Raw genomic sequence first — 21,470 nt, forward strand, 5'->3', positions numbered from 1 at the left:
TCAACGGAATTCGTCCGCGCACGGCGGCGCCAGGCGGGTCGGACGCGTCAGCGGCCGCGCAGACACACGTTGACCTGCAGCCCGAGCCTAATGCCGCGGCCTGCCCCGGCCACCGACGCGCGGCGTCAGTGGGCCAGCAACACCTGGACAGTTCCATCCGGCAGTCGCGCGACGCCCCGAGCCCCCATCGCAGCCAGGGCGACTTCGTCAAGCGCCGAGGGGTCGATCAACCGCGCGCAGAGCCGGCCCGCGCGCAGCTGGGCTTCGGCGACGTTGGCGCGGCCGCCGAGCCCCGGCAGCCAGGGCGTGACATCGAAGCCGGGCGCGCCCTGCGGCGGCGTCACGCTGGGCGCTGTTGGCGTGGCCGCCGCGGCGCGGATCTCGCCGGCCACGTGGTCGGCGACGGGCCCCAGCACCACCTGCAGCGCCTTCTCCGACGGCCGCACCATGCCGCGCGAGCCGAGCGCCTTCAGCGCCGCTTCGTCCACGGCCGCAGGATCGGCCAGGATCAGCCGCAGGCGCGTGGTGCAGGCATCGACGCTGACCAGATTCGCCGCCCCGCCCAGGGCGGCGACGAAGTCCTCGCCGCGCCGGCCGGTGACCGCCACCTCGCTGGGCCCAGCCAGCGCCTCGTCCTCGCGCCCCGGCGTCTTCAGATCGAAGCGCGCGATCGCCCAGCGGAAGACGCCGTAATAGAGGGCCCCGTAGGCGAGGCCCACCGGAACCAGCAGCAGCGGATGCGTCGCCTTGCCGAAGTTCAGCACGTAGTCGATGGCCCCGGCCGAAAACCCGAAGCCCAGCTTCACGTCCAGCAAGCTCATGACGATGAACGACAGGCCGGTCAGCGCCGCGTGGATCGCGTAGAGCGCCGGCGCCAGGAACATGAAGCTGAACTCGATCGGCTCGGTCACCCCGGTCAGGAAGGTCGTCAGGGCCATGGAGGCCAGCATCCCGCCCACCGCCTTGCGCCGGTGCGCAGGGGCCGCGTGATACATGGCCAGGCACGCCGCCGGCAGGCCGAACATCATCACCGGGAAGAAGCCGGCCATGAACGCCCCGGCGCTGGGATCGCCTGCGAAGAAGCGGTTGAGGTCGCCCGTCGCGCCGTTGAAGTCGCCGACGATGAACCAGGCGATGTTGTTGAGGATGTGATGCAGGCCGGTGACGATCAGCGCCCGGTTGGCCGCCCCGTAGATAAAGAGGCCGACCTCGCCCGATCCGACCACCGCGCGGCTGGCGCCGTCCATGGCATGGTCGATGCCCTCGTAGGTGAAGCCGACCAGGGCGCCCAGCACGAGGCCGGCCAGGCCCGCCACGATCGGCACGAACCGCCGCCCGCCGAAGAAGGCCAGGTATTCAGGCAGCTTGATGTTCGAAAAGCGGTTGTAGAACTGCCCGCCGACCAGGCCCGATATGATCCCGATCGGCACCGAGACCTTGGCGACGGCCTTCTGTTTGAAGGCCGCCGTGGCCAGGCCGACGGCGTCGCCGACCATGCCCTTCAGCGCCTCGGGCGGCACGTGCAGCAGGGTTTCGGCGGCCTTGCCGGCGATCAGGAAGCAGACCACGCCCGCCAGGGCCGCCGCGCCGTTGTTGTCCCGCGCCAGCCCCACCGCCACGCCGGCGGCGAACAGCAGGCCGAGATTGGCGAAGATCGCCTCCCCCGCCGCGGCCATGAAGGCGACGTCCAGCAGGTCGGGCTGGCCCAGCCGCAGCAGCAGGCCCGCGGCCGGCAGCACGGCGATCGGCAGCATCAGCGCGCGGCCGAGCGATTGGAGCGCTTCGAGGGGCGAGGCCATCAGGCTTCTCCGGTCAGGAAGGTGTTGGCGAGCGCGCGCACCGCTTCGGCGCTCGGCTGATCCAGCGCCTCGCGCGCCAAACGCACGCAGGCCTGCGGCGAGAGGTTGCGGATCAGCGCCTTGGCCTCAGGGATCGCCGAGGCCGGCATGGAGAGCTCGGTGACGCCCAATCCGATCAAGATCGGGGCCCCGGCTAGGTCGCCGGCCAGGCCCCCGCAGACCCCGGTCCACAGGGCGTGCTTGCGCCCCCCCTCGGCCGTCTTTGCGATCAGCCGCAGCACGGCGGGATGCAGGGCGTCGATCTCACCGGCCAGGTCCGGGTTTCCGCGATCCATGGCCAGGGTGTACTGGGTCAAGTCGTTGGTGCCGACCGACAGGAAGTCGGCCTCGGCCGCCAGCAGGTCGGCCGTCGCCGCCGCGGCCGGCGTTTCGATCATCACGCCCAGGTCGGTGCGCCCGACCCGGCCCATCTCGCGCCGCACCTCGTCGAGCGCCGCGCGCACGGCCCGCAGCTCCGACAGGCTGGCCACCATCGGCGCCATGATCTTGGCGTGGGGCGCGCCGCGCAGAATGGCGCGCAGCTGAGTCTTCAGCACCTGGGGCCGGCGCATCAGCACCCGCACCCCGCGCACCCCCAGGGCGGGGTTCTCCTCGGGCCCGATCGGCAGATAGGTGGCGGTCTTGTCGCCGCCGACGTCGAGCAGGCGGATGATCAGCGGCCGCCCGCCCATCGCCCGCGCGATGGCCTCGTAGCGCGCGGCCTGCTCGTCCTCGTCGGGGGCGGTGTCGCGCTCCAGGAACAGGAACTCGGTGCGCAGCAGGCCGCAGCCCTCCGCGCCGACGGCGGCGGCGCCCTCGGCGTCGGTCAGCGAGCCGAGATTGGCGTAGACCTGGATGCGCGTGCCGTCGGCCATCCGGCAGTCCTCGCGCGCAGCGGCGCGGGCGGCGGCCCTCCGCTCCGCCCCCTGGGCCAGCGTGGTCTGGGCAGCCTCGAGCGCCTTGGCGTCGGGCGCCACGTGCAGCAGGCCGGCGTCGGCGTCGAGGATCAGACTCGCCCCGTCCTTGATCGCCGCCACGCCCTCGCCCGCCGCGACCACCGCCGGCACTCCCATCGAAGCGGCCAGGATCGCAACATGCGAGGTCGGGCCGCCCTTGGCCGTGCAGATTCCCGCCAGCCTGGTCGCGTCCAGTCCCATCAGCTGCGAGGGCAGCAACTCGTCGGCCAGCAGGATCGAGCCAGGCGGCAGGTCCGGCCCGCGGTCCTCGCGCCCATCCAACGCCAGCAGCACGCGACGCTCCAGGTCGAGCAGGTCGTCGACCCGCTCTGCGATGCGCCGATCGCCCAGGCCCCGCAGAGCCTCGACATAGGCTCCGATCGCCGCGCGCCAGGCGAAGGCGGCGCTACGCCCCTCGCCGATCAGCCGCCGGGCGTGGGCCAGCAATTCCGGGTCCTTCAGGAAGGCGGCGTGGGCCACCAGGATCGCCTGGCGCGCGTGGCCGCTCTCCCCCAGCTCCGCCTCGGCGGCGATCCGCCCCGAAAGCATGGCCAGAGCCGCATCGAGCCTGGCGCGCTCGGCCCCGACGCCCTCGCCGGTCTCGGCCACCTCGATCTCGTCGATGAACAGACGCACCGCCTTGCCGACCGCCAGGCCCGGCGAGGCGGCGACCCCGCGCAGCACAGCCAGCCCCGGGCGCTTTGGCGCGGCCGAGCGGAGGTCCACCGTCGGGGCGGCGCGCACCGGCGCGCCCTCGCCCATGCCGCCCTCGATCAGGTCCGCCAAGGCTTCCAGCGCCGCGGCCGCATCCTCCCCGGCCGCCGCCAGCGTGGCGGTGTCGCCGTGGCGCAGGCCCAGCGACATCAGCCCGACCGGGCTCTTGGCGTTCGCGCGGCGGTTCACCGCCAGCACCGCTATGTCGGAGGAAAAGCGCTTGGCCGCATCGGCGACCCGAGCCGCTGGCCGCGCGTGCAGGCCATGGATCAGCGGGATCAGGATCTGGCGGGTCAACTCCGGCCCGCCCGTCGCCGTGGCTTGCTGGCCGCCCGCCGCAGCCGACAGCGTCATCAGCGGCTCGCCGGTCTTCACCAGCCGCCCGGTCACCCGCGTTGCGATCGCACGGCCCGCCGCGTCGGTCACTACGATCGGCGTCACCAGGCTGCGCGCGCCGGCCGCCAGGACCGCCAGGTCGAAACTGATCAGCCGCTCGCCGGCCTTCACGCTCTGGTCCTCGGCGACGTGGGCCGTGAAGCCCGCGCCCTTCAGCATCACGGTCTCCAGTCCGACATGCATCAGGATCTCGGCCCCGCCCGCGGCGCGCAGGCTGACGGCGTGACGGCTGGCGTGCACCGAGGTGATCACCCCGTCGCAAGGGGCGCATAGCACCGAGCTGGTCGGATCGACCGCCACCCCCTCGCCCAGCATCGCCTCGGCGAACACTGGATCGGGCACCTCGGCCAGCGGCGCGGCCCAGCCGTCGAGCGGCGAAAGCAGGATGAGATCAGCGGTCATGGCCGGTCACCAGGGTCACACGGTCGAGCACCCACAGCGGCTCGAGCGCCTTCTGGGTGAACGAGAAACAGAGATCGGCGCGGCCCGCGCCCTTCAGCGGCGCTTTCAGCACGGTGACGCCGTCGGACTTAGCCGCGGGCGCCAGCGGCAGGGTCGCGACCACCGCACCCTCGCAGGAGCCTTGCCGCACCTCCAGTTCGCCGGCCGGGGTGGCCGGCGGCCGGAACTTGATCTTCTCGACGTCCGCGCCGATCTGGAAGTTGAACGGGATCTGGCCGACCGCAGCCTCGATCTCCGCCACGCCGGACAGGTCCGCGCGCTCATAGATCCAGCACGGGTTCATGACATCGACCAGGAAACGGGCTCGCTCGCCGCGTACCGGACCGTCGTCTTCCAGATTTAAAACAATGCCTTGTGTGCAGGATTTCAGGTCTTGACTGACTCGCGTGCGAGCCGCGCGCGCGTCGATCACGGTGGCCGAAGCGGGCGCCAACGCCGCCTGTCCGCGGAAGGCCTGCGCCCTGACCGTCGTCCCCAGGGGCACGTCGAACGGCGCTTTGTAGGCGCGGGCGGCCGGGCTCGGCGCCGAGCCGTCGATCGTGTAGCGGATCTGCCCCACGTCCTCGGCGCCGAGCAGCGTGACCTGAGCGCCGGCCCCGCTCGGCGCAGCCAGGGCGCGGGCCTTCAGCGCCGCCTCGCCGAACGGCAAGGAGAGGCTGCGATAGCGGTCCAGCTCGACCGGGAGGCGGTCAGCGAAATCGCCCCAATCCTTACGCGCGGCCGGCGACCACGCGGTCTCGGCCAGGGCCGTGGCGCGCGGGTAGTACATCAGCGGGGCGCGGTCCTGAGTGCGCACGTGCTCGGTCCACAGATTGGCCTGCACGCCCAGCACGTGGTGCTGCTCGTCGGCGTTCAGCGCCGCGGGCATCGGCTCGTAGTCGTAGACCTCCTTCAGCCCAACGACTTGACCGCGGCCCGGCATCTCCTCGGGCGAATTGGTCTGGCGGTGATTGAGATAGAGCGTCGGCGCGGGGCTTAGGATCGTGTCGTGTCCCAGCTTGGCGGCGATGATCGCCCCGTCGATCCCGCGCCACGACATCACAGTGGCGTCGGGCGCGACCCCGCCCTCGAGGATCTCGTCCCAACCGACCAGCTTGCGGCCCTTGGCCTTCAGCATCTGCTCGATTCGCGAGATGAACCAGCCCTGCAGCTGAGCCTCGCTGCCGATGTGCAGCTCCTTCATCCGCGCCTGAACGGCGGGGTTGGACTTCCACTGGTCCTTCACCGCCTCGTCGCCGCCGACATGGATGTAGCGGCTGGGGAACAGCGCGACGACCTCGGTCAGCACGTCGTCCAGGAACGCGAAGGTCGTCTCGTCGACATTGTAGAGATAGGGGAAGACGCCCCAGTCGCCGGAGGTCGCGGTCGGCGGGCTGGCGGCGGAACCAAGCTGCGGATAGGCGACGATCGGCGCGTGGGCGTGGCCGGGCGTCTCGATCTCCGGCACGATGGTGATGTGGCGGGCCGCGGCGTAGGCGACGATCTCGCGCACCTGGTCCTGGGTGTAGTAGCCGCCGATCACCCGCGGCTTGCCGGTCTTGGGGTCGATGTCGGCGGCGGCCGCCGTGCCGGCCGGCACGCGCCAGGCCCCGACCTCCGTCAGCTTCGGATACTTCTTGATCTCCAGCCGCCAGCCCTGGTCGTCGACCAGATGCCAGTGAAGCGTGTTGAACTTCGACAGCGCCATGCGGTCGATCAGGCCCTTCACGAACGCGACATCCTGGAAATGCCGGGCGCTGTCCAGCATCAGACCTCGCCAGCCGAACCGTGGCGCGTCTTCGATCACGCGGGCCGGCAGCACGACCGCCCCCTTGCCCGGCGTCGCCGTCGCCAGCTGCCAGGCGGTGACCGCGCCGTAGAACAGGCCGGCGTCGCCGCTTGAGCGGATGGTAAGCGCCTGCGGAGCCACCGTCAGGCCATAGGCCTCGCCGGCCGGGCCCCCGCGCTCCAGCACGATCGCCCGCTCGCCGGCCTTAGGCGCGCGCACCGCCAGCTTCAGGCCACGGCTGCGGGCCAGCAGATCGGCGAGGTAGCGGGCGCTCGCCTGGGCCTGGGCGTCGTTGGCCGGGGCGCTGATCACGGTACGAGCATCGAGGGAGAACGCGCCCTCGCGCGGCGTGTCGCTGGCCGGCGCCGGGACGATCGCGGCGCGGGAACTCGCAAGCGAGGGGGAAGCGATCGCCAGGGCCGCCGTGGCCAGGAGAAGAGAACGGATCATGCACCGGACTCGCGCAAAAAAAGAGCGGAGCGGCAAGCCGCCCCGCTCAGGCGCCTCTCGATCAGACGAGGCGGGGGTGGAGGGAACTGGTCTTGGTCCGCGGCCGCACGCGTCCAGGCCGCTGGGCGCGGAGAGGGCGCGGGTGAGGCGTTCGGGCATGAACCCCTCACCCGCCGCAGAAGGCGGAAGCTGGACCGCACATCCGCGTCTTGGCGCCGGCCCCCGCGCGGGCCGGCGAACCCGATCAGAATGTCACGTTCAAGGTGAGCATGTACTTGCGGCCGGTCCGATAGACCCCCCGGGCCAGCGCCGTGGTGTTGGCGTAGGCGTAGTACTCGCTGTCCAGCAGGTTCATGCCGGCCGCCGTCAGGCTGACGTTCTTGGTGACGTTGTAGGTGCCGGAGATGTCCAGCGACTTGTACGGACGCACGAACATCGCATCGCCGCGATCGATGCCGGTGAAGTACTTCGAGCGCCAGCTGTAGGTGACCCGGGCCGCGAACGGACCGTGCTCGTAGAACGGGCTGATGTTCACCTGGTGCTTGGAGTTGTAGGGCAGCGGCGCGCCGTCCTGGCCCTGGCCGTCGGCATAGGTGTAGTTGGCCAGCAGGCCGAACCCGTAGGCGTAGTTCTGCTGGTAGGCCAGCGAGACGCCCTTCACCTCGGCGGAACCCGCGTTGTACGGGCGGCTGATCTGATAGGTCGTCACCCGGTTCTGCGAGGTGTTGAAGTACTGCTCCGGCGCGGTGCGCTTGAGGATGTAGTTGCTGATGTCCTTGTAGAAGAACTCGGCGGCGATGATCGCCTGCGGCTGGAAATACCATTCGGCCGAGATGTTGAAGTTGCTCGACTTGTAGGGATCCAGGTTCGGGTTGCCGCCCTCGCCGGTCAGGATCTGGTCCGACAGCCAGAAGAAGCTGGTCATGTCGGCATAGTTCGGACGGGCGATCACCTGGGCCGCCGAGAAGCGCAGGATCAAATCCTCACGCAGGTTGTAGGCCAGGTTCACGCTGGGCAGGACGTTGTCGTACGACTTCGACTGCGACTTCCACTCCCAGTCGGCCGCCTTGTTGCACGGCGCGCCCGGCTTGCAGATGTAGCCGGCGCTGTCGACTTCGGTGCGCACGTAGCGGACGCCGATGTTGCCGCGCAGCTCGCCGGCCTCGATGTTGGCCTGGGCGTAGAGGGCGTTGATGTCTTCCTGGATAGCCCAGTTGCCGGCGGTGAACTCCGGCGCGGCGAAGATCGACGGGACCGGCAGGGCGCCGCCGGCCGGCAGCCACTTGCCCGACTGGACGTAGTCGACCATCGAATTGCCGTCGATGCGGAAGCGCGAGCGCATCTGCTCGTTGCCGCCGACGCCTTCGAGATAGTTGCTGGGCACGGTCGAAGGGTTGAACAGGCTGGCCGGGGCCGAGACGCCGGTGATGGCGATGCCGGCGTACTGTTGGGCGGTCTCATGGCGACGGAACTTGTAGCCGACCTCCACGCGCTTGATCACGCCGTCCAGGTCCAGGCCGAAGTCGGCTTGGGCGTACTTCTCCTCGTCGGTGGTGGGCTTGCTGACCAGGTTGCCGCTCCAGCCGGGGTCGGTGGCGAAGGCGGCCGGATTGCCCATCACGTTGGTCTTGTACGAGACGGACCCCGGATTGCTCGGCGCCTGGCTGAGGTCGACCGTGTAGTCGGCCCAGTTCAGGAACTCGAGGAACACCTGGCGCTTGGTGCCGCCGTCGGCCTTGGAGCTGCCGACCACGCCCGACAGGTCCCAGCCGTCACCCTTCCACTTGCCGCGCAGGTCATAGGTGTCGGAGTTCATCTCCGCCTCGCGGTACTGCACGTCCAGCACGCTGAGGGCGTTGGCGAGGGTGGCGCTGGTGACGACCCCGTTGTTCACGGTGATGCCGGTCAGGGCGCCCAGGCTGTTCCAGGTGTTGCCCTGGAAGGCGTACATCGACTGGTTCAGGTTGTCGTAGGTGGCCTTGATCTTCAGCCAGTTGAACTCGAGCTCGAGCTGCTCGATCGGCCGCCACTGCAGCGAGGCGGTGTAGGTGGTCCGCTCGCGCTCCTGTTCGAAATAGGACGTGCCGAAGGCGTTCGGGCTGCGGGCGTTAAGGTTGGCGGTCAGGGTGGTTGCGCAAGCGCCGAGGCAGCCGCGGGTGCGGGAGTCGACCGGGTTGTCGGCGTTGCCCCCGGCCCACTGGTTGGCGGCCATGGTGCCGTAGGATTCCAGGCCGTCGCGGCGAAGCTGGTCGGTCGCGCGCTGCACCGACAGCGAGACGCCGAAGGTCTCGTCGGCGTTCTTCCAGCTGCCCATCAGGGCGCCCTGGACGTCGCCCTTCTCGGAACGGTCATTGTAGAGATAGGCCAGCGACCCGGCGAGGGTATTGGTCTTCAGGTCCAGCGGCCGGCGGGTGCTGACGATGACGGTGCCGCCGATGCTGCCTTCGTCGATGCGCGCTTCCGGCGTCTTGTAAACGTCGACCCGGCCGACGATCTGCGGCGCCAGCAGGGCGTAGTTGAAGGTCCGGCCGGGCGTGTCGAGGATGAACCAGTCCGCCGAGGCTACCGTCTGGCCGTTCAGCAGGGTGCGGTTCAGCGCCGGATCGGTGCCCAGGATCGAGACCTTCTCGCCCTGGCCGAAGGCGCGGTCGACGGTCACCCCGGGGACCATGGTGATCGCTTCAGCGACGTTGGTGTTCGGGAACTTGCCCACGTCCTCGGCCGTGACCGAGTCGACGATGGCGTCCGCGTTGCGCTTGGTTTCGAGGGATTGCTGCAGCGAGGCGCGGATGCCGGTGACGACCAGCTCCTCGACTTGGCTATCCTGCGCGAAGGACGGGCTGGCGGCGGCGACGGCCAAAAGGCTCGCGGACGCGATCAGAATGGACTTGTGATGCTGTTTCACTCGGCTTCTCCCCTATTTCCGGGCCTTCCCCCGGAGCCGACGCGAGTCCAATGTGATACCAATTCTTCGCGTATTAGCGGCGAGAACCAGCGTCCATGACCCTGCGGTGTCGAACTGTGCTGAGTTTCAAAAAAATGACAAGCCCAAAAAGAGACCAATTGCACTCCCAGAACATATTGGTATCTAAATGGTCTCACGATACGTCGGCGGGGCATAAGCCGGCGGTCGTCGCGGAGAAACGCCTTTGACCTTTTCAGAACGCATCGGCGGGCTCGACGAGCAGGATCCCGCGCCGCTCTACCGCCAGCTTCAGCGGGTGCTGCGCGATGCGATCTCGAATCGCGTCCTGGCGCCCGACGACGCCCTGCCGGCCGAGCGCGAGTTCGCCGACGAGCTGGGCGTCTCCAGAATCACCGTGCGCAAGGCGCTCGACGGTCTGGTCGGCGAAGGGCTGCTGGTCCGCCGCCAGGGCGCGGGCACCTTCGTGGCCGCCCGGGTCGAGAAGAACTTCTCGAAGCTCTCGTCCTTCACCGAGGATATGATCTCGCGCGGCCGCGCCCCGCATTCGGCCTGGCTGTCGCGCGCCGAGGGCCAGGTGACGCCCGAGGAATCGCTGACCCTCGGCCTCTCGCCCGGCGCGCCGGTCTACCGCTTCCACCGGATCCGCTACGCCGACGGAGCGCCCATGGCCCTGGAATATTCGACCCTTGCGGCCTTCTGCATGCCCAGCCCGGAGTTCGTGGAGACTTCGCTCTACGAAGCGCTGGAAAAGACCGGCCACCGGCCGGTGCGCGCCCTGCAGCGGCTGCGCGCCGTGCTCTTCACCGACGAACAGGCCCAGTTGCTCGGCGTAGCGCCGCGCGACGCCGGCCTGCTGATCGAGCGCCGCGGCTTCCTGAAGGACGGGCGTACGGTCGAGGTCACCCAGTCCTACTATCGCGGCGACGCCTACGACTTCGTCGCTGAGCTGAACGCCCTTTGACATGAGCCTCCGGAGACGCCGCGTGACGAAGCCCCCTGCCCTGCGCCCGCAAGACACGCGCATGTTCCAGGAGGCCGCCGAGGCGCCGCAGGTCGTCGCCCGGCTGCTGGCCGCCAATCGCCAGTCCGCCCACGCGCTCGGCGAAGAGTTGCGCGCCAAGCCGCCCCGCGCGGTCGTCACCTGCGCCCGCGGCTCGTCCGACCACGCCGCCACCTATGCGAAGTATCTGATCGAGACCGGGACCGGCGTCGTCACCTCCTCGGCCGCCCTGTCGGTCAGCTCGGTCTATGCCGCCGAGCCCAAGCTGGACGGCATGCTCTACCTGGCCATCTCGCAGTCGGGGAAGAGCCCGGACCTGCTGGCCGCTGTCGAGGCCGCCAAGGCCGGCGGCGCGCTGACGGTCGCCCTCGTCAACGACGAGACCTCGCCGCTGGCGAGGCTGGCCGACAGGGTGCTGCCCCTGCACGCCGGCCCGGAAATCAGCGTCGCGGCCACCAAGTCCTACATCGCCGCCCTCGCCGCCATCGCCCAGCTCGTCGCCGCCTGGACGCAGGACGCAACGCTGGAAGCGGCGCTCGACGAGCTGCCCCCCATTCTCGCCAAGGCCTGGCCGCTGGACTGGAGCCAGGCCGCCCAGCGCCTGAAGGATGCGCGCAACCTCTACGTCCTGGCCCGCGGCGTCGGTTTCGGCGTCGCCCAGGAGGCGGCGCTAAAGTTCAAGGAAACCTGCGGCCTGCACGCCGAAGCCTTCAGCGCCGCCGAGGTGCTGCATGGCCCCATGGCGCTGGTGAAGGAAGATTTTCCAGTCCTGGTCTTCGCGCAGGACGACCAGAGCGAGGAAGGCGTCGTCGGCCTGGCCCGAGACCTCGCCGCCCGCGGGGCCGACGTCATGATGGCCGGCGGCGACGGCGCCCTGCCCACCCTGCCCGCCCATCCGGTGCTGGAGCCGATCGTCCGCATCCAGGGCTTCTATCGCATGGCCAACGCGCTCTCGATCCTGCGCGGCCACGACCCGGACCGCCCCCCGCATCTCAACAAGGTGACCGAGACCGTCTGATGACCACCGCGTTCGTCAACGGCCAGGTTCTCACCGCCCAGGGTTTCCAGTCGCTCGACGTCGTCGTCGAGGGCGAGCGCATCGTCGACATTGGCCCGCGCGCCGGCGCCGACGCGCGGATCGACCTGGACGGCGGCTACCTGCTGCCCGGCTTCATCGACACTCAGGTGAACGGCGGCGGCGGCGCGCTATTCAACGACTCGCCCACTGTGGAGGCGATCGCCGCCATCGGCGCCGCGCACCGCGCCTACGGCACCACCGGCTTCCTGCCGACCCTGATCAGTGACGACCTGGCCACGGTCGCCCAGGCCATCGCGGCGGTCGACGCGGCTATCGAGGCGGGCGTCCCCGGCGTGCTCGGCATCCATATCGAGGGCCCTTTCCTCAGCGAGGAGCGCAAGGGCGTCCACGACGCCTCGAAGTTCCGCACCCTGGATGACGCCTCGATCGAGCTGCTGACCTCCGCGCGGCGCGGCCGCACCCTGGTGACCCTGGCGCCCGAGACCACGACCCCGCAGATGATCGCCCGCCTGGCCGCCGCCGGGGTGACGGTCGCGGCCGGCCACACCAACGCCACCTACGACGTGCTGACCCAGGCGCTCGCCGCCGGGGTCAGCGGCTTCACTCACCTCTTCAACGCCATGTCGCCCCTGACCAGCCGCGAGCCCGGCGCGGTCGGCGCGGCGCTTGAGAGCCAGGACACCTGGTGCGGGATCATCGCCGACGGCCGCCACGTCCACCCGGCCGTCCTGCGCATCGCCTTCGCCGCCAAGCGCCGCGACCGCTTCATGCTGGTCACCGACGCGATGCCGAGCGTCGGCATGAGCGACAAGCGCTTCACCATCCAGGGCCGGCCGATCCGGGTGGTCGACGGGGTCTGCGTCGATGAGAACGGCACCCTCGCCGGCTCGGACCTCGACATGGCCAGTGCGGTCGCCAACGCCGTGCGCCTGGCGGGCCTGCCGCTGGAGGAAGCCGCCCGCATGGCCGCGACCTATCCGGCCGAGTTCCTGGGCCTGGCACCGGACCACGGCCGCATCGCCGTCGGCGGCCGCGCCGACTTCGTACTGCTGGACGCCGACCTGACCGCCCGCGCGACCTGGATCGGCGGCGCCCGCGGCTGAGAACTCGCCGTTCGCGGGAACTCTGGTGGACTTTCCCGATTGGAGGGCGAAGGCTGCACACAGCCTGCCCGTCTATTCCCGGAGAAAGCGCCATGAAGATCGTCACCAGCCTGAGCTTCCAGGGCCAATGCCGAGCCGCCTTCGACTTCTACGCCCGCGTGCTGGGCGGCAAGGTCACGGCCGCTTTCCCCTATGGCGAAGGCCCACCCGACATGCCCGTCGATCCCAAGTACAAGGATTGGCTGATGCACTGCTGGCTGGAGGTCGGCGACCAGGCGCTGATGGGCGCGGACATGGCCCCGGAATTCGCCCCCAACATCGACAAGCCCAAGAACGGCTTCGACGTCACCTATCATACCGACGACGCAGGCGAGGCCCGCCGCGTGTTCGACGCCCTGGCCGAGGGCGGCAAGGTCACCATGCCCTTCGCCGAGACCTTCTGGTCTCCCGGCTATGGCGGGCTGGTCGACCAGTTCGGCATCCCCTGGATGGTCAACACCAATCCCGGCCCCGACTGGAAGCCGGCGGGCTAGTCCTCCTCGGCTTCGGCGTAACGCCCCAGCAGCGACAGCCCCTCGATGGCCGTCGCCCCGGCGTCCTTGCGGACCGTGCGCACCTCGCCCGCACCCGACTGGGAGATCACGTCCGCGAGAGGGTGGGAATGGGTCACCAGCCAGACCTGCGCCCGCTCCGAGGCGCGCGTGACGAGCCGCGCCAGTGGGGCCATCAGCTCGGGATGCAGGCTGGCCTCCGGCTCGTTCAAGGCGACGAACGGCGGCAGTCGGTAGGCGAGCAGCGCCCCGGCCAGGGCCAGGAACCGCAGCGTCCCATCCGACAGTTCCTCGGGCTCGAACACCCGGTCGGGAAACTCGGCGAAGGTCATGCCGAAGCTCGCGACCCGCTCCGGCGGCGGCACGATCAGCCGCGCGCCCGGAAACGCCTCGGCGACGGCGGCGTCCAGATCGCTGGTGTCCTGGCGAATATGGGCGAGCGTGGCGAACACCGCCGCCAGGTTGGCCCCGTCCGCGGCGAGATTGGCGCTGGCCACCGCCGGGCACGGCCGGCGCAGGGGCGAGGCCGCGTCGGTGCGCAGGCCATGATAGAAGCGCCACTCCAGCAGGGTCCGGCGCACCATGTCGAGCATTGGGTAGCGGCCGGGGTCCTCCAGCCGCCCCAGGACCGTCTCGGAGGCCAGCAGGTCGATGTCCACCTCGACCGGCCGCCCGGTCTCGTCGCGCGCCATGACCGACGGGCCGCGCCGGTCGACCAGCCGCACCTGCCGTCCGCCGCCGTCATAGGACAGCCACTCCTCCTTCACCTGCGGCTCCAGGTCGAAGGCGGCCGCCGTCCCCCGCTGCGGAAAGCCGACCTCGACGTGATAGCGATAGACGCCCCGCGCCTGCGGATTCGAGAGGCTGGCTTCCAGCACGATCCGCTGCGGCCCGCTCCGGCGCTGGCCCGCCCAGAAGGCGGCCGCCATCCCCTCCTGCGCCAGATGCAGCCCCAGGCTGTTGTCGGCCGCGGCCCGGATCAGCTCCAGGGCCCTGTAGAGGTTGGTCTTGCCGACCCCGTTGCCGCCGACGAACACCTCGAGGTCCGACACCGGACAGGCGATCTTGCGCAGCGACCGATAGCCGATGGCCGAGAACTCGCGCACGCGAAGCAAGACGCTCTCCTTCCTGGACGGTCTGAAATAGAACCACAGGCCGCCCGTGGCCGTCAGCCGCCGTCAGGCCGGGACCGCGCCGAACACCTCTTCCAGGTCGACCGCCAGGGCCTCCACCCGCGCAGGATCGGCGTCCCACGAGAACATGAACCGCGCCCCGCCGCCAATGAACGTATAGAAGCGCCAGCCCCGCGAGCGCAGGGCCTGCAGCCGATCCTCGGGCGCCGACAGGAAGACCGCATTGGCCTGGACCGGGAACATCAGGGCCGCGCCCGGCAGGCCCGCGGCCCGCTGCGCCAGCCGCCCCGCGCAGGCGTTGGCGTGGGCGGCGTTGGATAGCCACGCCCCGCTTTCCAGCATCCCGACCCATGGCGCGGCCAGGAACCGCATCTTGGAGGCCAGCTGCCCGGCCTGCTTGCAGCGATAGTCGAAGTCCTCGGCCAGGGCGCGGTCGAAGAACAGGATCGCCTCGCCCGCCGCCATGCCGTTCTTCGTCCCGCCGAAACACAGCACGTCGACGCCGGCCTTCCAGGTGATGTCGGCCGGATCGCACCCCAGATGCGCGCAGGCGTTGGCGAACCGCGCGCCATCCATGTGCAGCCTCAGGCCAAGCTCGCGGCAGACCGCCGAGATCGCCGCCACTTCGGCGGGCGAATAGACCTGCCCCGTCTCGGTCGGCTGGGTGATCGTGACCACCCGCGGCTTGGGATAGTGGATGTCGCTGCGCTTGCAGGCGATCTCGCGGATCGCGGCCGGCGTGAGCTTGCCGTCCGGGCTGGGCGCGACCAGCAGCTTGGAGCCGTTGGAGAAGAACTCGGGCGCGCCGCATTCGTCGGTCTCCACGTGGGCCGATTCCGCGCAGATCACGCTGTGATAGCTCTGGCACAACGCCGCAAGGGCCATGGAGTTGGCCGCCGTGCCGTTGAAGGCGAAGAACACGTCGCAGTCGGTGGAAAACAGCGCGCGGAAGGCGTCGGCCGCCTGCTGCGTCCAGCGGTCGTCGCCATAGGCCGGCGCGTGGCCGCGATTGGCCCCGTCCATGGCAGCCCAGGCCTGCGGGCAGATCCCGGCGTAGTTGTCGCTGGCGAATTGTTGAATGTCGGACATGCGCCCCTCGTGTTGCGGTTTGCACATCGCGAGGGTGAGTGACGCTTAAGGCTTCGTCCCGTTTGGTTGCCGGACCGGCCACATCCTTCCTTGCGGAAGCGCCACCTTGCTCGGGGAGCAGGTTGGCGTTTGAGCGTCAGCTCAAACTCTTGATGCTATCAAAGCGCTGGGTAGCGGGGTTTGCCGGCCGAGGCAAGGCTTGCCTCAAATACATCCGTCGACGAGCACGAGCTTGCTGTCGGTCGTGCGATGGCGCAACGCGAACAGCGGCTGGGCGTCCGGATCGGCCAGGAACGCCTCGGCGTTTTCCCGCGATGGGAATTCCAGGATGACCATCCGCGCGGGCGCCCACTCGCCCTCCATCACCGTCGGCTCCACGCCGCGGACCACATATCGCCCGCCGTGCTTTTCGATGAAGGTCGGGATGGCCTCCACATAGGGAAGGAAGCCGCGCAGGTCTTTGACGGAGAAGTCGAGCACCAGATAGGCCGTCATCGCCGCCTCCGTCGGGCCCCGGGCCCGACCCTACCGCCGCCGCAGGATGTCCTTACGCTTACGCTCGTATTCGGACTTGCTGATCACGCCCTGATCATAGGCGGCTTTCAAGTCGATGAGCTGCTGTCCGGTCGTCGAAGTCTCGACCTGGGTCCTGGCGGTGCTGCTGCACGCACTGAGCGGAGCGGCGGCCAGGCTAAGGACGGCGGCGCCGGCAAGCAATCGGATCATGGGATACTCCAGAGGGCCGCCGGGCGGCGAACGAATACGCTTCAGCGGCGTGCGGTGAAGCCGGCGCCGGTGAGATCGAGGGTCTTCATGTCGAAGCCTGACATGGCCAGGTTGCGGGCGATCCCGGCCTCGTAGGCTGGCAGCGTCCCGTCCTTGCGGGCCGAATTCCAGCCTGCGTGGGTCGCCACGAACAGCAGCTTGAACTCCTCGCCGGCAGGGCCGCGCGCCTTGACGTCGGCGTATCTCGGGTCGTCGGCCAGGGTCTCGGCGATCTGGTCGCGAGCGGCCTGGACCGAGCCCGGATGCGGATCGTCCGCCCGGTTCACGATCAGCCAGCCCAGCACCAGGTAGGCGGTCATGGCGTCGGCTACGTCGTCGGCGGCCAGGCCGTACGACGCGATGAGGCCGCGATAGGCCTTGTCATAGTCGTTGTGGGCGAAGGCGGTGCGCACAGCCTCGGCGGAGGCGGCGTCCGGAGCCCGGGCGGCGAAGGCCAGCAGGGCCTGTCCGCGCAGGGCCGGGGTGGAATCATAGGCGAGGGAGGCGCGGGCCGGCGCGCGCGCGCCGCGGCGGACCGGGGCGGCCGCGAAGGCCTGTTGCAGACCCTCGCGCACCGAGGCGTCCTGGGCATAGTTGAGAACGCTCGGGGCGATGTCGAGGACGGGAAGCTGGCCGGGATCGGCCTGGGCCTGGACGGCGGCCGGGCCGAAAAGCGCCGCAACCAGCGCTGCAGCGGGGACCCAGACTTTGGGCCTGCCGACGGATCTCATGGGTCTCACCTGGAGCGACGCCCTGGGGCTGCCTGTGACCGTGGCCGGGTCGAGACAACCCTCAGGGGCGTCCACCAGCCGGTCTGGTCTCAACAGATCGACGGCGAACTCGTTCCCCGAGGCAGGCTCTCGGCGCGCGCGATATCTCGCCGCACGCGCCGAGATTTGGTCAAAGGCCTGCGAAGGCCTGGTCGAGGTCGGCGATGATGTCCGCGGCGTTCTCGATGCCCACCGACAGGCGGATCACGTCGGGGCCGGCGCCGGCGGCGATCTGGTCCTTCTCCGGCAGCTGGCGGTGAGTGGTCGAGGCCGGGTGGATGATCAGGCTGCGGGTGTCGCCCAGGTTGGCCAGATGCGAGAAGAGCTTCACCGCGCCGACCAGCTTCACCCCCGCGGCATAGCCGCCCTTCAGGCCGAAGGTGAAGACCGAGCCCGCGCCGTTCGGCGTATAGCGCTTGGCCAGCGCATTGTAGGAGCTGCTTTCCAGGCCGGCATAGGACACCCAGTCGACCTTCGGATGGGCTTCCAGCCACTTGGCGACCGCCAGGGCGTTGTCGGCATGCCGTTGCATGCGCAGCGGCAGGGTCTCGATGCCCGTCAGGATCATGAAGGCGTTGAACGGCGAGATCGACGGGCCAAGGTCGCGCAGGCCGAGCGCTCGGCAGGCGACGATGAAGGCGGCGGGGCCGAACGCCTCGCTGAAGACCTTGCCGTGATAGCTGGGGTTCGGCTGGGTCAGGTAGCCGAACTTGTCGCTGGCGGCCCAGTCGAACCGGCCGGAATCGACGATGGCGCCGCCCATCGAGTTGCCGTGGCCGCCGAGGAACTTGGTCAGCGAGTGCAGGACGATGTCCGCGCCGTGTTCGATGGGCCGGCAGAGGTAGGGGCTGGCCAGGGTGTTGTCGACGATCAGCGGCACGCCGCCGTCGTGGGCGACCTTGGCCAGGGCTTCCAGGTCAGTGATCACCCCGCCGGGGTTGGCGATGGACTCGACGAAGACCGCGCGGGTCTTGTCGTCGATGGCGGCGGCGAAGTCGGCCGGATCGTCCCCCTCGATGAAGCGGGTCTCCCAGCCCATGCGCTTGAACGATTGGCCCAGCTGGTTCAGCGAGCCCCCATAGAGCTTGCGCGAGGCGACGATGTTGCAGCCCGGCTCCATCAGGGTATGGAACGCCAGGAGCTGGGCGGCATGGCCGCTGCCGACCGCCAGGGCCGCGATCCCGCCCTCCAGGTCGGCGACGCGCGCCTCCAGCACCCCGCTCGTGGGGTTGCCGAGCCGGGTGTAGATGTTCCCCGCCGCTTCAAGATTGAACAGGTTCGCCGCATGGTCGGCGTCGTCGAAGACGAAAGCCGTGGTCTGATAGATCGGCGTGATCCGCGCCTTGGTGGTCGGATCCGGCGCGGCGCCGGCGTGGATGGCGCGGGTCTCGAAGTTCTGGGTCATGCGGCGTCCTCTTGCATCTCGTTGCAGCGACCTAGCCCGCCGCGTGGCGAGAGGTCCAGCCGCCCGGGCCCCAGATTTCTTGCTGCGAGACTCAGGCCGTGCGCAGCCAACCGTCCACGACCGTGACCGGCCAGGGGATCAGGGCCGCTCCGACGCAGGGACCGCCGACGCACGCGCCGCTGTCGATATCGAACAGCGCCCCATGCCACGAGCAGGCGATCAGGTCGCCGTCCGGCGTCAGATAGGCGTCGAGCTGCTGGGCCAGCGGCAGGCCCGCATGTGGGCAGCGGTCGACATAGCCCCTCGCCTCCTCCCCGCGGCGGACGACAAAGCCGTGAAAATAGGCCTCGCCGATCTGCAGCACGAAGTTGCGCGCCTTGCCGTCGGCGACCAGCTCCAGCGGACCGAGCTTCACCCCGGCCGGGGTCTTGAAGACCCGCGTGTGGGCCGTGGGCTCGCTCACCCGACGACCACGCCCGTGCAGGGGCCGAAGCCGATGGTCGCGAAGCCCTCGGCCCGCGCATGGCCGGCGATGGAAAGCTCATCCCCGTCCTGGAGGAAGGTCCGCGTCTCGCCGCCCGGCAGGCTGATCGGCGCCGAGCCGCCGCGGGTCAGCTCGAGCAGGCTGCCCAGGCCGCTGTCGTCCGGCGTCGAGATCGTGCCGGTGCCCAGCAGGTCGCCGGGGTTCAGGTCGCAGCCGCCGACCGTATGGTGCGTCACCATCTGGGCCGCGGTCCAGTAGAGGTGGCGCGCCGCGCTCCGGCTGATGCGGACGGGGGCGGTCCCCGCCTCCCGCATCGCGCGGGTCGAAAGGAAGACTTCCAGGTCGAGCCCATAGGCGCCGCCGGCCTGGTCGGCCTCGTCCCAGAGATAGGGCATGGGCGCCGGGTCGCCGCCCGGCCGCGGAGGCTGGGCGATGCGGAACGGCTCCAGCGCCTCGGCAGTGACGATCCAGGGCGAGATCGTGGTCATGAAGTTCTTGGCGAGGAACGGCCCCAGCGGTTGGTACTCCCAGGCCTGCAGATCCCGGGCCGACCAGTCGTTGAGCAGGCAGAACCCGGCGATGTGGCCCCGCGCCTGCCCGATCGGGATCGGGGCGCCGAGGTCGTTGCCCTGGCCGATCCAGATCCCCAGCTCCAGCTCCAGGTCCAGCCGCGCCGACGGGCCGAAGCTGGGCGTCTCGGCGTCCGGCGACTTCTTCTGCCCGCTTGGCCGGCGCACGCCGGCGCCCGACACGCGGATCGAGGACGCGCGGCCGTGATAGCCGATCGGCACGTGCTTGTAGTTCGGCAGCAGCGGATTATCGGGCCGGAACTGGCGCCCGACGTTCAGGGCGTGATGGATGCCGGCATAGAAGTCGGTGTAGTCGCCGACCTGCGCCGGCATGTGCAGGGTGCAGGCGCTGGCGGGATAGAGCCAGGTCTCGACCTCGGCCCGGTCCGGCGCGCCGTCCTTCAGCAGCTCCGACAGGCGCCGGCGCAGGGCGCGGCGTGCAGAGCCCGGCAGGCCGAGCAGCGGGTTCAGCGCCCCGCCGGCGCCGGCCTCGGCCGCGGCCTTGGCCTCCCCGCTCAGCAGGGCCGAGCGGGCGGCCAGCGACAGGTCGAGGATCATCTCGCCGATGGCCACGCCGCCGCGCGGCGCCCCGCCGTTCGGCGAAAAGCTGCCGAGCGGCAGGTTCTGAATGGGAAACTCGGAGCTGCCGTTAGCGCTCTCCACCCAGCTGGTGCGGGCGGGGTCGTGGGTCTCGTCGATCATCTGGCAGCTTTTTAAGAAACAGGAACCTGCGCCTTGGCGAAACCTGCCCAACAGTCGTCGTAATCGAGCTGGGCGAGCGGAGTTTCGGCGGCGAATTTGGTGGGGCGGATCACCCAGCGGCTTTCGAACATGAAGGCCATGGTGTCCTCGATCTTATGCGGGCCGAGATTGGCGGCGACAGCCTTCTCGTAGCTCTCGCGGTCCGGACCGTGGCCAGCCATGCAGTTGTGCAAGCTGGCTCCGCCGGGCGCGAACCCGCCGGCCTTGGCGTCGTAAGCTCCATGCACCAGACCCATGAATTCACTCATGATATTCCGATGAAACCAGGGCGGGCGGAAGGTGTGCTCGGCCACCATCCAGCGCGGCGGGAAGATCACGAAGTCGCAGTTGGCGGTGCCAGGGACCTCGGACGGCGAGGTCAGGACCGTGAAGATCGACGGGTCCGGGTGGTCGTAGCTTACGGTGTTGATCGTGTTGAACCGCGCCAGGTCGTACTTGTATGGCGCGAGATTGCCGTGCCAGGCCACCACGTCCAGCGGGCTGTGGTCGAGCGTCGTCGTCCACAGCCTGCCCTGAAATTTCTGAACGACTTCCGTGGTTTCGTCGCGATCCTCGAACCAAGCCGTGGGGTGGAGGAAGTCGCGCGCGTTCGCGAGGCCGTTAGCCCCGATGGGGCCGAGCTCAGGCAGCCGGAAAGGGGCGCCGTAATTCTCGCAGACATAGCCGCGCGAGGGACCTTCGAGTTCGACGCGGAAGCGCACGCCGCGCGGAACCACGGCGATCTCGCCGGGCGCGACCTCCAGGCGGCCGAGCTCGGTCGCCAGGGTGAGCGCGCCCTGCTGGGGCACGATGAGCAGCTCGCCGTCGGCGTCGTAGAACACCCGGGCCTGCATCGACGCGTTCGCGGCGTAGAGATGGATGCCGATCCCGGCCTGGGCCGATACATCGCCATTGCCGGCGTAGGTCACAAGACCATCAACGAAATCAACCGGTTCGGCCGGAATGGGCAGCGGGTCCCAGCGCAGGCGGTTGGGGCTGGGCGGAACCTCGTCGAACGGGCCGGAGCGGACCAGAGCGCCGCCGCCATAGGGCTTGAACGGTGAATGGCTGGCGGTCGGGCGCAGCCGGTAGAGCCACGAGCGCCGGTTCTCGTGCCGCGGCGCGGTGAACGCGCTGCCCGAGAGCTGCTCGGCGAACAGGCCGAACGGCGTCTTCTGCGGCGAGTTCCGCCCCACCGGCAGGGCGCCGGCCACAGCCTCCGCCTCAAAGCTCCCGCCGAAGCCGGACATGTAGTTCAGCGGCATGGTCCCATCCCTATCCTGACCGCAGACTTTACCCTTCGCCCTTGGC

General features: G+C 69.8%; 17 protein-coding genes and 1 riboswitch. Of the genes, 4 read left to right on the plus strand and 13 right to left on the minus strand.

Annotated elements, in window-relative coordinates; translation table 11 throughout:
* Positions 1 to 125: 125 nt before the first annotated feature.
* The 4 genes from nagE to ACE3T2_RS14525 all read right to left on the minus strand — a co-directional run bounded on the left by nagE (position 126) and on the right by ACE3T2_RS14525 (position 9,489).
* Complete coding sequence (nagE, locus tag ACE3T2_RS14510) at positions 126 to 1,799, minus strand: N-acetylglucosamine-specific PTS transporter subunit IIBC (protein WP_374658566.1); 1,674 nt, start codon at positions 1,797 to 1,799, stop codon at positions 126 to 128.
* Positions 1,799 to 4,306: a phosphoenolpyruvate--protein phosphotransferase gene (ptsP, locus tag ACE3T2_RS14515; RefSeq protein ID WP_374658568.1), complete on the minus strand. Its 2,508-nt coding sequence runs from the start codon at positions 4,304 to 4,306 to the stop codon at positions 1,799 to 1,801. The genes nagE and ptsP overlap by 1 nt, the downstream gene beginning before the upstream one ends.
* On the minus strand, positions 4,296 to 6,584 hold the full coding sequence (locus ACE3T2_RS14520) for a family 20 glycosylhydrolase (protein ID WP_374658570.1): 2,289 nt from the start codon (positions 6,582 to 6,584) through the stop codon (positions 4,296 to 4,298). The genes ptsP and ACE3T2_RS14520 overlap by 11 nt, the downstream gene beginning before the upstream one ends.
* Positions 6,585 to 6,828: 244 nt before the next feature.
* Complete coding sequence (locus ACE3T2_RS14525) at positions 6,829 to 9,489, minus strand: TonB-dependent receptor (RefSeq protein WP_374658572.1); 2,661 nt, start codon at positions 9,487 to 9,489, stop codon at positions 6,829 to 6,831.
* Between the two features lie 244 nt (positions 9,490 to 9,733).
* Between ACE3T2_RS14525 and ACE3T2_RS14530 the strand changes: the two genes are divergently transcribed.
* The 4 genes from ACE3T2_RS14530 to ACE3T2_RS14545 all read left to right on the plus strand — a co-directional run bounded on the left by ACE3T2_RS14530 (position 9,734) and on the right by ACE3T2_RS14545 (position 13,185).
* Positions 9,734 to 10,471 carry a GntR family transcriptional regulator gene (locus ACE3T2_RS14530; protein ID WP_374658574.1) on the plus strand — a complete coding sequence of 246 codons (738 nt, stop codon included), beginning with the start codon at positions 9,734 to 9,736 and terminating at the stop codon, positions 10,469 to 10,471.
* Between the two features lies 1 nt (position 10,472).
* A complete protein-coding gene (locus tag ACE3T2_RS14535; RefSeq protein WP_374658576.1) occupies positions 10,473 to 11,528 on the plus strand; it encodes an SIS domain-containing protein in 1,056 nt (351 codons plus the stop codon).
* A complete protein-coding gene (nagA, locus tag ACE3T2_RS14540) occupies positions 11,528 to 12,652 on the plus strand; it encodes an N-acetylglucosamine-6-phosphate deacetylase (RefSeq protein ID WP_374658578.1) in 1,125 nt (374 codons plus the stop codon). The genes ACE3T2_RS14535 and nagA overlap by 1 nt, the downstream gene beginning before the upstream one ends.
* Positions 12,653 to 12,744: 92 nt before the next feature.
* Positions 12,745 to 13,185, plus strand: a complete 441-nt coding sequence (locus ACE3T2_RS14545; RefSeq protein ID WP_374658580.1) for a VOC family protein — start codon at positions 12,745 to 12,747, stop codon at positions 13,183 to 13,185.
* Here the strand turns inward: ACE3T2_RS14545 and ACE3T2_RS14550 are convergent.
* The 9 genes from ACE3T2_RS14550 to hmgA all read right to left on the minus strand — a co-directional run bounded on the left by ACE3T2_RS14550 (position 13,182) and on the right by hmgA (position 21,424).
* Positions 13,182 to 14,309: an AAA family ATPase gene (locus tag ACE3T2_RS14550; protein WP_374658733.1), complete on the minus strand. Its 1,128-nt coding sequence runs from the start codon at positions 14,307 to 14,309 to the stop codon at positions 13,182 to 13,184. The genes ACE3T2_RS14545 and ACE3T2_RS14550 overlap by 4 nt on opposite strands.
* Positions 14,310 to 14,381: 72 nt before the next feature.
* Positions 14,382 to 15,425, minus strand: coding sequence for a low specificity L-threonine aldolase (locus ACE3T2_RS14555; protein ID WP_374658582.1), 1,044 nt, complete (start codon positions 15,423 to 15,425; stop codon positions 14,382 to 14,384).
* Positions 15,426 to 15,477: 52 nt separating this feature from the next.
* Positions 15,478 to 15,586: riboswitch (SAM-I-IV-variant riboswitch) on the minus strand.
* A gap of 43 nt (positions 15,587 to 15,629) precedes the next feature.
* Entirely contained in the window at positions 15,630 to 15,920 is a 291-nt protein-coding gene (locus ACE3T2_RS14560; protein WP_374658584.1) for a DUF1330 domain-containing protein, read from the minus strand.
* A 30-nt stretch (positions 15,921 to 15,950) separates the two neighbouring features.
* Positions 15,951 to 16,151: an SHOCT domain-containing protein gene (locus ACE3T2_RS14565; RefSeq protein ID WP_374658586.1), complete on the minus strand. Its 201-nt coding sequence runs from the start codon at positions 16,149 to 16,151 to the stop codon at positions 15,951 to 15,953.
* 41 nt (positions 16,152 to 16,192) lie between these two features.
* A complete protein-coding gene (locus ACE3T2_RS14570) occupies positions 16,193 to 16,921 on the minus strand; it encodes a hypothetical protein (protein WP_374658588.1) in 729 nt (242 codons plus the stop codon).
* A 169-nt stretch (positions 16,922 to 17,090) separates the two neighbouring features.
* Positions 17,091 to 18,365 carry an O-acetylhomoserine aminocarboxypropyltransferase gene (locus ACE3T2_RS14575; protein ID WP_374658590.1) on the minus strand — a complete coding sequence of 425 codons (1,275 nt, stop codon included), beginning with the start codon at positions 18,363 to 18,365 and terminating at the stop codon, positions 17,091 to 17,093.
* Positions 18,366 to 18,456: 91 nt separating this feature from the next.
* Positions 18,457 to 18,828: a Rieske (2Fe-2S) protein gene (locus tag ACE3T2_RS14580; protein ID WP_374658592.1), complete on the minus strand. Its 372-nt coding sequence runs from the start codon at positions 18,826 to 18,828 to the stop codon at positions 18,457 to 18,459.
* On the minus strand, positions 18,825 to 20,120 hold the full coding sequence (fahA, locus tag ACE3T2_RS14585) for a fumarylacetoacetase (RefSeq protein WP_374658594.1): 1,296 nt from the start codon (positions 20,118 to 20,120) through the stop codon (positions 18,825 to 18,827). Before fahA ends, ACE3T2_RS14580 begins: the two co-directional genes overlap by 4 nt.
* Positions 20,121 to 20,131: 11 nt before the next feature.
* Positions 20,132 to 21,424 (minus strand): homogentisate 1,2-dioxygenase, encoded by a 1,293-nt coding sequence (gene hmgA, locus ACE3T2_RS14590; RefSeq protein WP_374658596.1) that lies wholly within the window; start codon positions 21,422 to 21,424, stop codon positions 20,132 to 20,134.
* Positions 21,425 to 21,470: the final 46 nt, after the last annotated feature.

The organism is Phenylobacterium sp., from assembly GCF_041919955.1.
Taxonomy (GTDB): Bacteria; Pseudomonadota; Alphaproteobacteria; order Caulobacterales; family Caulobacteraceae; genus Phenylobacterium.